Source organism: Marinilactibacillus piezotolerans (genome assembly GCF_900114235.1).
Taxonomy (GTDB): Bacteria; Bacillota; Bacilli; order Lactobacillales; family Carnobacteriaceae_A; genus Marinilactibacillus; species Marinilactibacillus piezotolerans.
The window spans coordinates 25217-42122 of the sequence record NZ_FOSJ01000011.1 but is presented as its reverse complement, the minus strand read 5'-3'; the positions used below and the strand labels follow the sequence as shown (position 1 = coordinate 42122).

Below are 16906 nucleotides of genomic sequence, written 5' to 3'. Positions count from 1 at the left end.
TGCGGTTATCTTTTAAATTAGGTGGCTAACTTAAACTTGAAATTTACGTCTTTAAGAAAAACTATTTAGATTGTTTATCTTCCAATTCATGAGATTCTGCATCCATTTTAGTTTTTGCTCCACCATTTTCAAGTTCTTTAGCCAGTTCGATGACATAATTTTTAAGTTCATCTTTAACTTGTGGATGAGTCAACCCATACTGAATGGTTGTTTTTAAGAACCCAAATTTGTCTCCAACATCAAAACGATCCCCTTTAAATTCTTTAGCAAAAACGCGTTGTGTTTTATTTAATGCATCAATTGCATCTGTTAACTGAATCTCTCCACCAACACCCGGTGCTTGCTTCTCTAATAGATCAAATATTTGAGGCGTTAGCAAATATCTACCGATTATTGCTAAGTCACTAGGTGCATCCTCAGGATCAGGTTTTTCAACAAATTTACGCACGTTGTATAGCCCTTCTTCTGCTTCTGCCTCTGGATCAATAATTCCATAGCTAGAAGTTTCTTCATGAGGGACTCGCATAACAGCAATATTAGAAGCATGTGTTTTTTCGTACCCTTCAATCAATTGCTTGGTTAAAGGTACTTCATCTGCCATAATATCGTCACCTAGCATTACTACAAAAGGTTCGTCGCCTACGAATGCTTTTGCTTGCAAAACAGCATGTCCCAACCCTAGAGGATAAGATTGTCTCGCAAAATATAAATTCAACCCCGTTGTTTCTTCTACTAATTTAAGTAATTCATGTTTTCCTTTTGCTTTTAAATTTTCTTCAAGTTCAGGATTAGAGTCAAAGTGATCTTCGATTGGTCGTTTTAATTTCCCTGTAATAATAAGAATATCTTCGATGCCTGAAGCAATTGCTTCTTCTACAATAAATTGAATCGTTGGTTTATCTACGATTGGAATCATTTCTTTTGGCATTGCTTTTGTAGCGGGTAGGAAACGTGTCCCATATCCTGCTGCTGGAATAATCGCTTTTCTGACTTTTTTCATTTCTTTCTTCTCCTTTTTCATTCGAATCTCCTTCTGTTATCTTAATACGCAAAAAGTTTCCTTTCTGCGTTCAAGTAGAATACGGTGCTTTGATTTAAGTTCACATTCAGCCTGCTAAAAGCATGATCTCAACCATAACTGTTACTCTGATTTTCCTTCACGCTGCATTAACCCAAGTATAACATATTTTACTTCAGCATCCTCATAAACCACTTTATAGATTGCGTCTGTAATCGGCATATCTATATTGTATTCTTGTGATAATTCAAATGCCGCTTTTGTTGTCGATATGCCTTCCACAACCATTCCCATTTCAGTTAAAATTGTATCGATCTCTTGTCCTTCTCCTAGTAAATGACCTGCACGCCAGTTTCTAGAATGAGGACTTGTACAGGTCACAATCAAGTCTCCAACACCACTTAATCCCATAAAGGTTAGTGGATCGGCCCCCATTGCGACACCCAATCTGGTTATTTCAGCCAGTCCCCTAGTTACTAGTGCAGCTTTAGCATTATCCCCAAACCCCATACCGGAAATTGCTCCTGCACCCACTGCAATAATATTTTTTAAAGCAGCCCCAATTTCTACCCCTAAAATATCCTTATTTGTATATACTCTAAAATAGTCATTTATAAATAAGCCTTGGACAGTCTTAGCACTCTCTTCATCTTCAGACGCAGCTGTAATAGTTGTTAGATCATTTGCCATAACCTCTTCTGCATGACTCGGACCAGATAAAGCAACAATGGCTGTTCTTTTTTTTATAGGAATTTCTTCTTCTAAAATCGTTGAGATTCTTTTATGTGTCAGTTGTTCTAGCCCTTTGGAAGCATGAACGATTAACTTAGGTTCAGTGATAAACTCAGCAATTTGATGAGCTAAATTTCTAATCGCTTTTGTCGGGACTACGAAAACAATAACTTGAGCAGTTTCAACAGCTGCTTTAAGATTACTAGTTGCTTTAAGTCCATCCGGCAAAACTGAATCAGGCAGATAATTTTTGTTTGAATGACAGTGATTGATTTCATCTACTTGACTTTGATTGCGACTCCATAAATTTACTGAACATCCATTTTCATACAATACCTTTGAAAGAGCTGTCCCCCATGAGCCTGCTCCTAAAACAGCTACTTGTTTTTGCACTGACTAGACACCTCCTCTTACTGAATCTGTTTATCAATATTTTTTCCAATAATAACTTCAGATAATTCTTTCATAGTTTTTACTGTATAAGTAGGTTCGTAAGGCTCTATTTCCTTCAATGTTTTTTGGGACCATTCTACAAATACACTAGGTATTCCAGCATTAGTCGCAGATTCTATATCATGAGTATTATCCCCAATCATGATCGCTTGATTATGCGGTACATTCAATTCAGCTAATGCTCTATAGATTGGTTCCGGATGTGGTTTATAATGATTATAAGAATAAGATCCAATTACAACATTGAATAGATTTTCCAGCCCTAAAATCTTAATTCCACGCTCAATCATATCATTTTTTTTTGTTGAAACAATTGCCAGCTTTACAGCTTTTTCTTTCAACAGCATCAATTCTTTTTGCACACCTGTAAATAAAGTAATCATTTCATCATGTAATTCAGAATTTAACTGACGATATTTAGTAATGATTTCTTTTTTTCTATCAGGTACTAATGTGCCATATACTTCATCAAGTGAAGGACCGTTAAATTGACGAACTGATTCCATCGTATACTTTCCGGGAAAAAGTTCTTCTAGAACTGTATAATGGGTTCGGTTAATCAATTCATTGGAATTTGCTAACGTCCCATCAAAGTCAAATAATGCTGCTGTATATTCCAAAATAATTCCCTTTCTTTTCCTAAACATTCATTTTATTATTTTGATTGAAATTTTCTCTTCTTCTCAGCAAAAGTCTGCTCTGGAAGCATCCCTTCTGTATAGTAAGGAGGCGTTGGATACTGATAATTTCTTCTGTATATGATCCAAGCTATAGCTCCTAAAAATAAAATGACAGATAAGACTTGAGAAACACGGAACGGTCCAAAATAAAGGCTGTCTGTTCGCATACCTTCTACCCAGAATCTTCCTAATCCATACCATGCAACGTAGCCTAAAGCCACTTCACCTCGTCTTAATACTTTATCTTTACTACGCAGAACCATTAAGATTACAAATCCTACTACATTCCATAAAGATTCATATAAGAAGGTAGGATGATAGTAAGCACCATTAATATTCATTTGTTCAATAATAAAGTTCGGTAAAAACATCCGTTCTAGAAAGTTACGGCTGACTTCTCCACCATGAGCTTCTTGGTTAATAAAGTTCCCCCAGCGACCAATTGCCTGAGCTATCATGACATGTGGAGCTAATACATCTAATAATAACCAGACTGGAATCCCTCTTTTTTTAGTAAACCAGACTAAGGTTGCAAATCCTGCAATCAATCCTCCATAAATTGCAATGCCGCCTTCCCAGATATAGAGCATTCGGATAGGATCCTGTAAATAAACATCCAATTCAAAAAGGACATAGTAAATTCTGGCTCCGATCAATCCTGCTGGAATGATCCAAAAAGCTAGATCAATAATGAAATCTTCTTTTATTCCTCGTTTTTCACCTTCTTTAATACTTAACCAGACAGCTACGAACATTCCAAAAACTATAATGATCCCATACCAAGCAACCCTTAAAGGGCCAAATTGAAAAGCCACTGGATCAATGGCGCCTAAAGTAAAATTCATTAATTTATTTCCTCCATACTACAAGTCTTGTGAGTTTCTTTTGATTAATTTTTCTAAATTACGTTCAAAGGTTACGGTAGCATCATAGCCCATTTCCTTGGCTCTGATATTCATAGCCGCAATTTCAATAATGATTGACAGATTCCGGCCAACTCGAACTGGAATAGACAATTTTGGTACATCGACATTAAAGAAACGCATATTTTCCAAGTTATTGCCTAAACGATCGTACTCACGGTTGCGATCCCAATGTTCTAGATTCATTACTAAATCTACTGTTTTACTTGTTCTGATTGCGCCTACTCCAAATAGATTTACGACATCAATTACACCAATACCTCTGATTTCAATCAAGTGACGTAAAATTTCTGGTGGCTCACCAATAATACGATTTTCATCCATCATATAAAGTTCTACTCGATCATCTGCAACCAAACGATGTCCACGTTGAATCAATTCTAGGGCAGTTTCAGATTTCCCAATTCCCGAATCTCCGATAATCAACACGCCCATACCATAAATATCGACAAGGACTCCATGTTGAGAAATACGTTCAGCTAGACGTTCTTCCAAGAAGTTTGTTACATTAGACGATAACCTAGTCGTGGGTCTAGTAGACACAAGGACAGGAATACCTTTTTCAGATGCAGCTTTGATAAGTTCTTTAGGCGGCTCTTGGCTTCTGGAAACTAAAAATGCCGGTGTATCTGCCTGACACATTCTTTTCATGATGATATATCGTTCATCACTTGTCATTCGATCAACAAATGATAGCTCCGTACGTCCTAGTAGTTGGATACGGTTTTGAGGATAAAAACTGAAATATCCTGTTAATTCCAATGCCGGACGAGACAAATCACTGATTGTTATATGACGTTGTAAGTTCTCTTCTCCAACGACAACTTTTATATCATTCATTTCTTCTACAAGTTCTTTAATGGTTACTATATTCGTCATTTTACTCTCCTTCGCTAATCATTGAATTGCATTAGGAAATACAATAACTGATTCTGCCTTATTAGTCTTTCAAGTCACTTCATTTCCTTTAAATCAAACATTCATTAAAGGTAATTGTTTCTGATATTTAATGTTGCCTAAAAACTAATAAGCACTTACATCATATCACAATTAAGCTTTTGTTTATAGGTAATAAATAAATACTTACATTAATTATCAATAAAAAAAAACTATTGAAATCAGAATAACTAATCTGATTTCAATAGTCGTATTTTAATAGGATTGAATAGCTTATTCATATCCGCTACTTAAAAATGCATTAAGTGCTGATACGATCAATGCCACAACAAGTGCCATCCAAAATGAACTAAACTCAAATCCGCTTACTAATGATGCTGTAAACCACAACATCAATCCATTAATGACAAAGTAAAATAATCCTAAAGTCATAAATGTAATGGGCAGTGATAACAAGACTAGTATTGGTTTTACAAATAGATTCAGTCCTGCAAACACAATAGCAGCTATCAGAGCAGTTGCCCAAGTAGAAATCATAAATCCATCTAGAAATCCAGCTAATGCTAAAAATATGATGGTATTAGCTAATATTCTCTGCCACCATTTCATTATTAAAAGTCACTCCAGTCATCCTCTTTTACTTTTTCAGCTTCTTTTCGTTGCGATTTAGGCTTTGTTTTATTTGTATAATCGCTTGAGTTATTTGAAAAAGGATTATAATCTGTCGTTTTTCTTGAAGAATTCCCCTCCGGCATAAGAAGTGCCATAACCAGATAGACAGGAATCGTAGTGCCGACTCCTAAGAAAGTAATAACGACCAGGATAACGCGCAATAACACTGGATCAATATTAAAATACTCCCCAATACCTCCAATAACACCGAATATCACTGCATTATCTTTTGATTTTTTTAAGTTTCCCATTATACTAACCTTCCTTTACTATTTAGATTCATTTGTGTCCTTTAATAAAACATTACCAGAAGTCGTCTGTGCAGTCAGTTGAAGCACTTGTCCTTGACGAATACGTCTGAAATTAAGTTTTGTATCTTTTTGTGATTGAACATCAATTTCATTTAATCGACTTTTCACTTTACCGAAAACTGTCTTAGCTTCACCTTCAACGTCTATTTCCAGAGGAATTGCAATTTTAACATCTCCATTTACGGAACTTGCTTTGATTCGGGTCATTTCTTTACTGCTCAACGTCAGTTTAATATCCCCATTTGTTGTGGATACATCAGAACTTAAAGGAGCTCCTTTGTAGGCAATATTCCCGTTGACTGTGCTAACTAAGAAATCACGGATATCTGAATTTTTAACTTGAACATCTCCATTTGTTCCTTTAATTTCTAACATAACAGCTTCCGTATTTTTAAATGTCATATCTCCATTTGTTGATTTGACAAAGACATCTTTTCCTGAAAATTCATTGAATAAGACGTCTCCATTCAATAATTTAATAGCAGTATAATCATAGATTCGTTTAGGAAGTGACATTGTAATAACAGCTTCAATTCGTTTGTTTGGAACATGGAAAACAAACTTATCATCATCGATCTCAATCTGACTGCGTTCTTCGAATGCTTTTAATGGCGTTTCTTCATTTATTTTACCATATAATTTAACTTTTGCAGATACTTTGATCGTGTCATTATCGCTAGACACAATTTTCAGTTGGCCATTGGCAAGTTTGAAATCTAAAATGCTAGCCGTCGTTTCTTCAAATGTCCATTCATGTTCGAATGTTGTAGAAGCTAATTTTGGAACACGCATATTGATATCTTTCCAGTCAAAGTTCTCAAATGCAGAATTGATTGAACCTTTAACTGATTGAGCAGTATCACTTTTCATTGAAGTAGATACTGATTCTCTGATTAATTTTCCAAGTTCTTTTCCACTTGCTTCGATTTGCTTGCCTGCTTTAGAAATTGTTTCAGTCGCTTCGTCTTTCCAATTCTCAGGAATTTCTAGTCTCTCTGAAACTTGTTTTGCTTTTGTTGTCCATTGTTTCATTTTAACAGCATGCAATTTTTTCATAAGAGCCATTTTTTCTTTTTGTATTCCTTCAGCTTGTTCTTCTAAAACTTTGATTTCTTTCTCTAACTCTTTTATTTTCATTTCTTTATCTGGATCAGTTTCAGCCTGTACCTTTTCTAACTCAGTTATTTTATCATTCAAATCAGATTTTAATTCTGCAACTTCTGCAGTATTATCTAATTCATCAATTTTCTGGATTAAAGAAATTTCTTTCTCCAAGTTCAAGATATCAGCTCGAATTGTAGCCATTTCTTCAGATTTTTCTAATCTAGATCCTTCTTTAAGCTCATACAACTTTGCTTTTTTATTTTCTAAATTCTCTTTAGTATTAGTAAGTTTCTCATTAACTTGATCCAGTTCGACAGAATAGTGATTGATTTCTGCTGCCAAGTTTTCTAGTTCTTTTTCTAGCTGAGAGTAAATTTGTGCTTTTTCTTCATCATTATTTACCTGGTCTTCTGTTTCATCCTGATCTGTCTCTGTTTCAAAACGACTTTCTTGTTCTTCAGATTCATTTTCTACTTTAGATTGAACGGAATCTGGCTGCGCAAAATCTTTTTTCTCTTGTTTTCTATCTTCTTTTTTCACCAATGATTCTAATAGATCTAAGCCTTCCTGAGTTGAAATCACACCATTTTTAACTAATTCTAAAATACGTTCTCTCTCTTGCATGTCTTTTTCCTCCCGTTCGATTTTTAATCTAATATTCTCTCAAAATCACTACATTTTTACTTATTTCAGAGTCTGATTTAGTTACGACAAGTTCAGAATAGATCTTTTTGTTCTCTACCCTTATAAATAGTATGCAACATATGAGAATAAATGTCATAGGACTTGCGACTGATATTTTTGGATAAATGATCAAAAATCAATCAATAATAAAAAACACCTCAATTATTTATACAATAAACATTGAGGTGTTTTTTAAATTAAGACTTCAGACTCGCTTTGCGTTTTTTATCTTTTTCAAGTACTTCCTTAAGATAACGTCCAGTATGACTTTCTTTGACTTCTGCTACTTCTTCAGGGGTTCCAGTAGCTATGATTGTACCGCCGCCAGCTCCACCTTCCGGCCCTAAATCAATAACGTAATCTGCAACTTTAATAACATCTAAGTTATGTTCAATAACCAACACAGTATTTCCCGCTTCTACTAGTCGATCTAATACAACTAATAATCTTAAAATATCATCCGCATGCAATCCGGTAGTCGGTTCATCTAATATATAAAAGTTATGGCCATTTTGTCTTTTATGCAATTCACTAGCCAGTTTCATACGCTGTGCTTCTCCACCCGATAAAGTTGTCGCTGGTTGGCCTAACGTCATATATCCTAACCCAACATCAATAATCGTTTGCATTTTTCTAGCAATCTTAGGAACATTTTCAAAAAATTCTGCTGCTTCTGCTATATCCATTTCAAGAACTTCAGCAATATTTTTACCTTTATACCTAACTTCTAGTGTCTCAGAATTATACCTAGTTCCATGACAAACTTCACAAGGTACATACACATCAGGTAAAAAGTGCATTTCGATTTTGATAATTCCATCGCCTTTGCACGCTTCGCATCGTCCACCTTTAACATTAAAACTAAAACGACCCTTTTTATAACCGCGCATCTTCGCTTCATTTGTTTTCGCAAATAAGTCTCTTATATCATCAAATACACTTGTATACGTGGCAGGATTACTTCTAGGGGTTCGACCAATCGGACTTTGATCAATATTGATAATTTTTTCAATGTCTTCATATCCAGTTATAGTATCATGTAATCCAGGTTTAGCTTTTGAACGTCCTACTTCTCTAGCTAAAGCCTTTTTCAAGATTCCATTTACTAGTGAACTTTTCCCAGAACCCGATACGCCTGTAACCGAAATAAATCGGCCAAGCGGGAAAGCAACATCTATATTTTTTAAATTATTTTCTCGAGCGCCTTTCACTTCAATATAACCTAATTCTTCTGATCTCCGCTTTTCAGGTACCGAAATGAATTTTTCTCCAGAAAGATACGCTCCCGTTAATGATTCAACATTTTTTTCTACTTCTTCTGGCGTTCCAATCGCCACAATTTCTCCACCACGTTCACCAGCTCCTGGTCCAATGTCAATCAGATAATCAGCTGCACGCATAGTATCTTCGTCATGTTCTACAACAATCAGCGTATTTCCCAAGTCTCTCATATTCTTTAATGATTCAATCAATCGATTATTGTCTCTTTGATGAAGACCGATTGAAGGCTCATCTAAAATATAAAGAACACCAGACAAATTCGATCCTATCTGTGTAGCTAATCGGATCCTTTGGGCTTCTCCCCCCGAAAGCGATCCCGCTCTTCGATTCAATGTGAGATAATCCAGCCCAACATTTTTCAAAAACGTGAGTCTATCTAAGATTTCTTTCTGGATTGGTAACGCAATAGTAGTGTTTCGTGAAGATAAGTTCATTTCATCAAAAAAAGAATGAGCATCCTCTATTGAAAGCTTACTGACTTCACCAATGTCTTTACCTAATACTTTAACAGACAGTGCTTGTCGATTTAATCGTTTACCTTTACAGACTGGACATTCTAATTCAGTCATATACTGAAGCATTTGATTTCTCGTAAAATCACTGCTTGTTTCTTTATATCTTCTTGCAATATTGGGCAAGATTCCTTCAAAAGGAATCATTGTATCTCTTACACCGCCAAAATCATTTTTATAATGAAAATGAAATTTTCTATCTGCAGATCCATTTAATATAATTTCCTTATCCTTTTCAGGTAAATCTTTGAATGGAATATTAGTTTTGATTCCAAATGTCTCACAAGCTTGTGAAAGCATCTGCGGATAATAGTTAGAACTAATTGGATTCCATGGAATAATAGCTCCATCATCAATAGAAAGAGACTCATCTGGAATCACAAGCTCCAAATCAACTTCAAGGTTTGTTCCTAGTCCATCACAAGCTTCACATGCACCAAACGGAGCATTGAATGAAAACAGCCTAGGTTCTACTTTTGGAAGTGTAAATCCACAATGAGGACAAGCATAGTGTTCACTGAATAACTCTTCTCTGTCCCCTATAATATCCGCTACCACAAAACCGTCTGCTAATCTCAAAGCAGATTCGATAGATTCAAAAAGACGAGATCTGATTCCATCTTTGATTACGATTCTATCCACAACTACATCAATCGTATGTTTTTTAGTTTTTTCAAGTTCAATCGTATCACCAATGTCGGCCATTTCTCCGTCAATTCTTAGACGAACATAACCTTCAGATTTAATTTTTTCAAGTACTTTTTTATGTTGACCCTTTTTTTCTTTAATAACTGGAGCTAAAATTTGTATTCTTGTCTTTTCAGGATTTTCTAAAATTTTGTCTACCATCTGATCAATCGTCTGGCTAGAAATTTCAGTACCATCATTGGGACAGATGGGCGTTCCAATACGAGCATACATCAGTCTCATATAATCATTGATTTCTGTTGCTGTTCCTACTGTAGATCTAGGATTATTACTCGTTGTTTTCTGATCAATGGATATCGCAGGACTCAATCCATCAATACTGTCAACATCCGGCTTATCCATTTGTCCTAAAAACTGTCTTGCATACGCAGACAACGATTCTACATATCTGCGCTGTCCTTCTGCATATAAAGTATCGAATGCTAACGAGCTTTTACCAGAGCCAGACAGTCCAGTCATCACAACAAATTTATCACGTGGTATTGTTACATCAATGTCTTTAAGATTGTGCGAACGGGCACCGCGGACTTCGATTTTATCATTACTCATTAATTAAATCATTCCCTTTATTAGAGTATATCTTCCGTTTAAGTGAAGGTAGTACTTTAATTGCTCATTTTAATTTAGTTAACGCTAATGAAGAGGTAAGCGGAAACCTCCCCTACCTCTTCTCCATAGCAAATTATAGCATATATTTTTTTAATTAGCGAATGTTTGTTCCGTATTTTCTCCTTTTAATATAAGACTCGTAATTCTTTCTAACTCAGCTTGATTAGTAAATTCACCGCTTATTAGATCTGGTAATATTTCTTTTAAGAAGTATTGCACACTATACAAATCCTTAAATTCTAAAATTGTACCTAGTGATTCTTCATAAATTTCTGTAAATAAAGATTCAGGATTACCTTTTTGTATTTCGCCAAATGATTCATATAATAAGTCCACTTTGTCCGCAACTGACAAAATTTTTCCTTCAAGTGAATCATCTTTTCCTTCTTTGAATCTTTCTCTATAAATATTCTGAAATTCTCTTGGTATTTCTTGATCTATAAAATGATGTGCCATTGATTCTTCTACAGTTGCTAATCGTTCTCTTAAATCAGGATCAGCATATTTCACTGGTGTTTTAATATCTCCAATAAAAATTTCTGTATAGTCGTGATTCAACGCTTTTTCGTAAAGTGACTTCCAGTTTACTTGCTTTCCGGCTTGCTCTTCAACTGTTCCTAAGAATTGAGCAATTTGTGTGACTTTAAATGAATGCGCCGCAACTGAATGTTCCTCATACTTGAATTTTCCAGGACAACGGTTAATTTTTTCTAAATCACTAAGACTTTTAAAGTATTCATGCATTCCCATTTTTGGTCATCTCACTTTCATTTTAATTAGTATGACAATTTGAGTAAATTTTTACTATATTAACAGCTTATTAGTTTAATTGCAACCTTACCTCTATTTTAATCTCCGTCATAGCGATAAATCAATTATTCCGTTCCGAATTAAAAAGACCCTAGTTTGTATAAATACAAAACCAGAGTCAATTAATTTATTTTTTAGTCAGAATCTTATTTTCGAACCTGATGGGTAGACGAATCTCAAACGTTGTTCCTTTACCTACTTCGCTATTCAATTCAATAAATCCATTTAAATTTTCAACGAGATATTTGACGATCGATAATCCTAACCCAGTTCCTCCAGCATTTCTGCTTCTTGCTTTGTCTACTCTATAAAAACGTTCAAAGACACGTGATTGTTCTTCAAGAGGTATTCCAATACCATTGTCGATGACTCGTATAATCGCTTCTTGATTCTCATAACCCAGTTCAACTTTAACTATACCCTTTTCTGGAGTATACGATATAGCATTTCCTACAAGGTTTAAAATAATCTGTTTCAATTGATCATGATCTACTTCAAGATAAACCGGCTCATCACAAACAACTGATAATTCTATATCCTTCAATTCTGCTTTTTGTTGTAAGATTTGAAATACTTCTTTAACAACTGATTCAGCTTCAATAGATTCAACATTTAATCTAACTTGTTTTTGTTCAAGTTTCGAAAGCTGCAAAATATCTTGGACCATCAAGTCCAGACGACTGCTTTCTTTAAGCATAATTTCTAAAAATTCAATTAAAACCTCTCTGTCTTCTAAAGCTCCATCAAGAAGTGTTTCACTGAATCCCTTCAAAGCAGTAATTGGAGTTCTTAATTCATGGGATGCATTAGCTACAAAATCAGTTCTAACTTTTTCTAATCTTCTAATTTCTGTTATATCATAAAGCAATACTATATAGTTTGTTGTGTTTTTCGCACGACCTGGAATCGGTACAATATTAACATCTACGATTTTTTCATCTTGTATAAGTAAAGCTATTTCTCTATTTTGAAATTCTTGTTTTTCATAAGCTGTTTCAATCAGCTGATTCAATCCAAAACTTTTAAATACTTCTAGATAAGAATGACCTATTTTACCATATAAGTTCTCTTCTAAGATTTCATTCATGATTGGATTAACCATAGTGATTTGTCTATTTTCATCAAGGAGCATGACACCAATAACTAAATGATTAATTAACTCACGTAATCTTTCATCATTTTGCTTAATTTCCTGCATTTGTGATTCAAGACTACCTGCTAATTCGTTGACTGTCTGACCAAGTCCATCAATTTCCTGATATGATGTAGCACTATATCTGGCTTTGTATTTCTGATGAGAGAGCTTATTGGCAACATACTTAATTTCTTCAATTGGATCACCAATACGTTTAGTCCAATAAAAGGTAAACAGCATTGTCAAGATAAGAGAAATTGTAATAAATACTAATAAATATCTTATAAGCTCATCCGTAATTCCAATCATTTCCTCAACTTTTTTGGATAATCTCAGAATCCCTATTTTTTCACCCGCAGCATTATGCAGTGGTACCGCAGCATAATATCTAAAGTCATCAGTACTACTACTTACACGATCATACGTCCCTATATCTTCTCCTTCAAGAACGGCTTGAATTTCAGGACGGTCAAAATGATTTTCAATATTGTTTTGATCCACATGCGAATCGAATATCACCTTTCCTGAAAGATCGATCAAGGTAATTCGCTCAGAAATAAGTGACGCTGTTTTTTCAAGATTTTCATTGAGCTGAGGTAAATCATCTTGATCATCAACGATTTCATCTATTTGACTTTGAAGTGTCAGTAATTGTGCCTGTAAGTCGTCTCCTTGTTGATCCATTGCTTGTTCAATGAAAGTGTTTGAAGAAATGTAATAAAATATAATAGAAAAAACACCGAATAATATCAGGAAAAAGAGTAAAATTCTCCTTCTCAGTTGTTTCATTTTGGCTCCTCTAATTTATATCCGAATCCTCTGGCTGTTTTAATATATTGAGGATTTTTAGTGTCATCTTCGATTTTTTCTCTTAAATGACTAATGTGGACATCTACAATTCTTGTTTCCCCTGCGAAATCATAATCCCATATCGCGTTTAACAATTGTTCTCTACTTAATATTCTATTTTGACGGCGGGCCATATATATAAGTAAATCAAATTCTTTTGGTGTACATTCAATCAGATTGCCCTTCACACGTACTTCATACTGTTCAGGCAAAATCTCAACATCTTTAATGATAATTGCTTTTTCAGGACTTTCTTCTGGTTCAGTTTTACGCTCAATTTTATTCTCGTATCTTCTGAATACTGCTTTCATTCTAGCCAAAACTTCCCTAGGACTAAATGGTTTCGTCATATAATCATCTGCACCAATTTCAAGTCCGATAATCTTATCAATTTCAGAATCTTTTGCAGTTAACATGATAATGGGTGTGTCCACTTTTTCCTGTCTTAACCCTTTACAAATATCAATACCATCTTTAGAAGGTAACATCAGATCTAAAATAATCAAATCATAGGCATTGGTGCGAGCCATCTCATATCCTTCTTCTCCATTCAGAGAAGAAGTAACTTGGTATCCTTCTTTTTCTAAATTATAAGATAATAATTTAATAATCGACTGCTCGTCTTCGACAATTAAAACCTTTTTCATGATTTTATTTTCCACCCTTTCGTTCATCCATCACTATCTTTTTTACCTAAAATCTATCGTTTCAAACTACTTCAATTTCTTCAAGAGTAATCAATCCTAAATCATGAGGATCATCTTCATAAATAGATGTTTCAGTAAGAATTATTTCCCCATCCACTCGTCTGACTCTTAAATGGCAGTATGCACGATTTGAAAATAACGCTTCGTTATATTCTTCTATATTGTGTAATATTGTATTATTACATTCTAAAATGGCGTCTCCAATATCTAGACCCATTTTTTCAGCTGGACTGTTTGGTCTAACAGCAATAATTCTCAGTCCTTGTTCAGCAGGTCCAAATCTGAAACTCCATTTTTGTTCCCGTTTTCTATGACGATATAATACTAGAAATCCGCCAACTATAAGAAGCAGCAATCCGAATACAGCAATTTCTTTTATCCAGAAAGTCAATGCAAAGACTATAATACCAACTATAGATAAACCAATAAAATCTTTTAAAAGTCTATCTTTTGCTTCGCTTGGCATTTGAGCTTGAACAGTATATCTAAGACCCATTAAAACAGGCAGCAAGAAGAAAGAATAAGTTTCATTTCCAATTGAAAAAACCGGCCACCACTCAAAAAATGGTCGAAAACCCTCTCCAGGTATTACAAAAAATAATGGTACAAGCCATAACGGTGTCATTCTATAAGTAGCTACAAGTTTTCCTCTTTTGGTCGATAGGAAACGAGGAATAAATTTCGTCATATCGCCTGCATGTAAAACTAGTATTGTGCTTAACAATAGTAAGAGGGCAACAATAAAACTAACTTGTGTTAATTCAAAAGCAACTGAAGTACCTTGTTCTAAAGGACTAAACCAATTAGCTGGCATCATGAATAACTGACTGAAATTCAAGTCAAAATAAGTAAGAGCAAGCAAAATCAAGCTTGTAATAGAAAAAGTGAAGATTGGATGAATAAATCGATAGCCAAATCCCAAAAGTAATAGAGTTACGATTTGATATAAAATAACCCAGTCTAAAGTAATTGGCATACCTATAAATACATTTAAAATAGATAATAATAACCCAGGTAAGAGTCCCCATATTAAAAATCTTTTAATTTCAAAGTTATCTTTATAAATCGTGGCTCTTAACTGTTTGCGATCATAACTGATCCTTCTACTTTTGGATAGTAAAACGAGTATAATACCAATGATGAATAACGGCTGTATAAAAAAAAGTCCAATGGATAATAATAAGTTTTGTAAAATATTCATTTCTCTACACCTTTCTTCTTATCTTTCTTTATTATTTTAACACATCTTAATGAAAAGTAATGCAAAGGTTTGATAATGGTTTATTTCATTTATTTGAATTCTACTTGAGACTTTATAGTATATTGAGTATAAACAGTAAATCGTTCAAAAAAATAATACATTACTTAGTATCTATATTTACATAGTTCTATATTTCCGCTTTTTTACCTAGTACCTCTCATTAAAACCTTCCTATAGAAACAAATAGGTTAGTCTAAATCTAGAAAGAAACCAGATCTAAACTAACCTATTTTATTAAATTTGTTCATTTAATTTTTTTATTTATTTGAAAAGGATAGACATCCAATTTACGGACGTCCAAATCCAGCTACATGATTAGACCAGTAGCCTGAGGTAAATGAAGCTATTGCAACACCAGTTGATGATTGAGATCCAATAAAGCTTCCGCCACCTAGATAAATTCCGACGTGGTCAATTGATCCAGATTGGTTGAAGAAGATTAAATCTCCTGGTTTTGCTTGTGATTGTGTAATTCTTGTAGTTGCACTATATTGTCCAGCCGCTGTTCTTGTAATGCTGCGGCCAGCTTTACGAAATACATACTGTACGAATCCTGAGCAGTCAAATCCTGCTGGTGTACTGCCAGCTGATAAATAAGGAACACCAATCAAACTTTGTGCTACGCTTGTGATTGAACCACCATTTGTTGCTGCTGGGATATTTTTCTCAGCAACATCAGCTTTACTTGAAGAAGTAGATACGGTTTTACTATTATTTTCTGTTTTATCACTTCCATTTGACTCATCTGATACTGAAATTGTGCTAGTTTGTTCAGCAACAGTTCTAGCTGTTTGAATTTCTTTCATACGTTCTTCAGCAGCTTTTTGTTCAGCCAAAAATGCGTCTTTTTCTTCTGAAACTTTAGCACGTTGGGCTGAAATAGATGCCACTAAACGCTCTTGATTTGCTTGCTCTTCTTCTAATTCTGTTTTTTGACTTTCAAGTTTAGCTGCTCGAAGCGTTTGTTCTTCTTGTTTAGCTAGCGTTTCTTTTTCTTTTTCGACAACTAACTCTTTATCATCAATCTGTTCTTGAATTAAATTTTGATTAGCAGTCACAAGTTTGCTGACAACATCTAACCGGCCAATAACATCTCCTAAAGAATCAGAATCCATTACAAATTCAACTAGTGAACTAGAATCTCCTGTAACTTGAACTGCTCGAGCTTGTTCTTCAAGACGAGCTTCGCGTTCTTCAATCTTTTCATTTAAGACTTTAATTTCATCTTGTAATTTTGTTAAAGCTTCAGTAGTTGCAGTCATTTCTTCAACTAGCTTATTCATATCATTTTCTCTATCTTCTATTTTTGAAGCAACTGCTTCTAATTCTTTTTCAGCATCACTTTGATCAGTCGAAAGATCCTCTAACTTCTGGTTATATTCTGACTCACTTCCAGGTGCTGCTAAAACTGTTAAAGGTGCTGCTAAATAAGTAAATCCTATTGTAGTTGTTAATGCTAATTTCAAGATTAATTTTTTATTCACGTCGGTTACCTCTTTCTCCATTAAATTATTTTTCACTATGTATGCAAGTGGAGCGATTAAAGCGTATTTCTCGCTC

14 protein-coding genes are annotated in these 16906 nt (G+C 34.4%); all 14 read right to left on the bottom strand.

Annotated elements, in window-relative coordinates; translation table 11 throughout:
- Positions 1–61: 61 nt before the first annotated feature.
- The 14 genes from galU to BM212_RS04220 all read right to left on the bottom strand — a co-directional run bounded on the left by galU (position 62) and on the right by BM212_RS04220 (position 16830).
- A complete protein-coding gene (galU, locus tag BM212_RS04285; protein WP_091896596.1) occupies positions 62–1000 on the bottom strand; it encodes a UTP--glucose-1-phosphate uridylyltransferase GalU in 939 nt (312 codons plus the stop codon).
- 141 nt (positions 1001–1141) lie between these two features.
- The gene (locus tag BM212_RS04280; protein ID WP_091896567.1) at positions 1142–2143 is read right to left on the bottom strand and encodes an NAD(P)H-dependent glycerol-3-phosphate dehydrogenase; all 1002 of its coding nucleotides are present in this window, start codon (positions 2141–2143) and stop codon (positions 1142–1144) included.
- A gap of 17 nt (positions 2144–2160) precedes the next feature.
- Positions 2161–2823 carry an HAD-IA family hydrolase gene (locus BM212_RS04275; protein WP_245750929.1) on the bottom strand — a complete coding sequence of 221 codons (663 nt, stop codon included), beginning with the start codon at positions 2821–2823 and terminating at the stop codon, positions 2161–2163.
- Positions 2824–2858: 35 nt separating this feature from the next.
- Positions 2859–3728 (bottom strand): prolipoprotein diacylglyceryl transferase, encoded by an 870-nt coding sequence (gene lgt, locus BM212_RS04270; protein WP_091896561.1) that lies wholly within the window; start codon positions 3726–3728, stop codon positions 2859–2861.
- Between the two features lie 18 nt (positions 3729–3746).
- Positions 3747–4685, bottom strand: a complete 939-nt coding sequence (hprK, locus tag BM212_RS04265) for an HPr(Ser) kinase/phosphatase (protein WP_072694235.1) — start codon at positions 4683–4685, stop codon at positions 3747–3749.
- A 291-nt stretch (positions 4686–4976) separates the two neighbouring features.
- A complete protein-coding gene (locus tag BM212_RS04260; protein ID WP_072694234.1) occupies positions 4977–5312 on the bottom strand; it encodes a phage holin family protein in 336 nt (111 codons plus the stop codon).
- Between the two features lie 2 nt (positions 5313–5314).
- Positions 5315–5626 carry a PspC domain-containing protein gene (locus tag BM212_RS04255; protein ID WP_091896558.1) on the bottom strand — a complete coding sequence of 104 codons (312 nt, stop codon included), beginning with the start codon at positions 5624–5626 and terminating at the stop codon, positions 5315–5317.
- An 18-nt stretch (positions 5627–5644) separates the two neighbouring features.
- A complete protein-coding gene (gene liaX, locus BM212_RS04250) occupies positions 5645–7414 on the bottom strand; it encodes a daptomycin-sensing surface protein LiaX (protein WP_091896555.1) in 1770 nt (589 codons plus the stop codon).
- A 257-nt stretch (positions 7415–7671) separates the two neighbouring features.
- Complete coding sequence (gene uvrA, locus BM212_RS04245; protein WP_091896552.1) at positions 7672–10524, bottom strand: excinuclease ABC subunit UvrA; 2853 nt, start codon at positions 10522–10524, stop codon at positions 7672–7674.
- A 150-nt stretch (positions 10525–10674) separates the two neighbouring features.
- Positions 10675–11334: an HD domain-containing protein gene (locus tag BM212_RS04240; RefSeq protein WP_072694230.1), complete on the bottom strand. Its 660-nt coding sequence runs from the start codon at positions 11332–11334 to the stop codon at positions 10675–10677.
- A gap of 187 nt (positions 11335–11521) precedes the next feature.
- Complete coding sequence (gene pnpS / locus BM212_RS04235) at positions 11522–13318, bottom strand: two-component system histidine kinase PnpS (protein WP_072694229.1); 1797 nt, start codon at positions 13316–13318, stop codon at positions 11522–11524.
- Positions 13315–14025, bottom strand: coding sequence for a response regulator transcription factor (locus BM212_RS04230; RefSeq protein WP_091896593.1), 711 nt, complete (start codon positions 14023–14025; stop codon positions 13315–13317). Before BM212_RS04230 ends, pnpS begins: the two co-directional genes overlap by 4 nt.
- 61 nt (positions 14026–14086) lie before the next feature.
- The gene (locus BM212_RS04225) at positions 14087–15286 is read right to left on the bottom strand and encodes a PDZ domain-containing protein (RefSeq protein ID WP_072694228.1); all 1200 of its coding nucleotides are present in this window, start codon (positions 15284–15286) and stop codon (positions 14087–14089) included.
- 347 nt (positions 15287–15633) lie between these two features.
- Complete coding sequence (locus BM212_RS04220) at positions 15634–16830, bottom strand: C40 family peptidase (protein ID WP_177206309.1); 1197 nt, start codon at positions 16828–16830, stop codon at positions 15634–15636.
- Positions 16831–16906: the final 76 nt, after the last annotated feature.

Coding starts and splice junctions, on each gene's coding strand:
- pnpS (WP_072694229.1), bottom strand. CDS start 13,318: ATGAAACAACTGAGAAGGAGAATTTTACTCTTTTTCCTGATATTATTC.
- BM212_RS04225 (WP_072694228.1), bottom strand. CDS start 15,286: ATGAATATTTTACAAAACTTATTATTATCCATTGGACTTTTTTTTATA.
- lgt (WP_091896561.1), bottom strand. CDS start 3,728: ATGAATTTTACTTTAGGCGCCATTGATCCAGTGGCTTTTCAATTTGGC.
- galU (WP_091896596.1), bottom strand. CDS start 1,000: ATGAAAAAAGTCAGAAAAGCGATTATTCCAGCAGCAGGATATGGGACA.
- uvrA (WP_091896552.1), bottom strand. CDS start 10,524: ATGAGTAATGATAAAATCGAAGTCCGCGGTGCCCGTTCGCACAATCTT.
- hprK (WP_072694235.1), bottom strand. CDS start 4,685: ATGACGAATATAGTAACCATTAAAGAACTTGTAGAAGAAATGAATGAT.
- BM212_RS04240 (WP_072694230.1), bottom strand. CDS start 11,334: ATGGGAATGCATGAATACTTTAAAAGTCTTAGTGATTTAGAAAAAATT.
- BM212_RS04260 (WP_072694234.1), bottom strand. CDS start 5,312: ATGAAATGGTGGCAGAGAATATTAGCTAATACCATCATATTTTTAGCA.
- BM212_RS04255 (WP_091896558.1), bottom strand. CDS start 5,626: ATGGGAAACTTAAAAAAATCAAAAGATAATGCAGTGATATTCGGTGTT.
- liaX (WP_091896555.1), bottom strand. CDS start 7,414: ATGCAAGAGAGAGAACGTATTTTAGAATTAGTTAAAAATGGTGTGATT.
- BM212_RS04230 (WP_091896593.1), bottom strand. CDS start 14,025: ATGAAAAAGGTTTTAATTGTCGAAGACGAGCAGTCGATTATTAAATTA.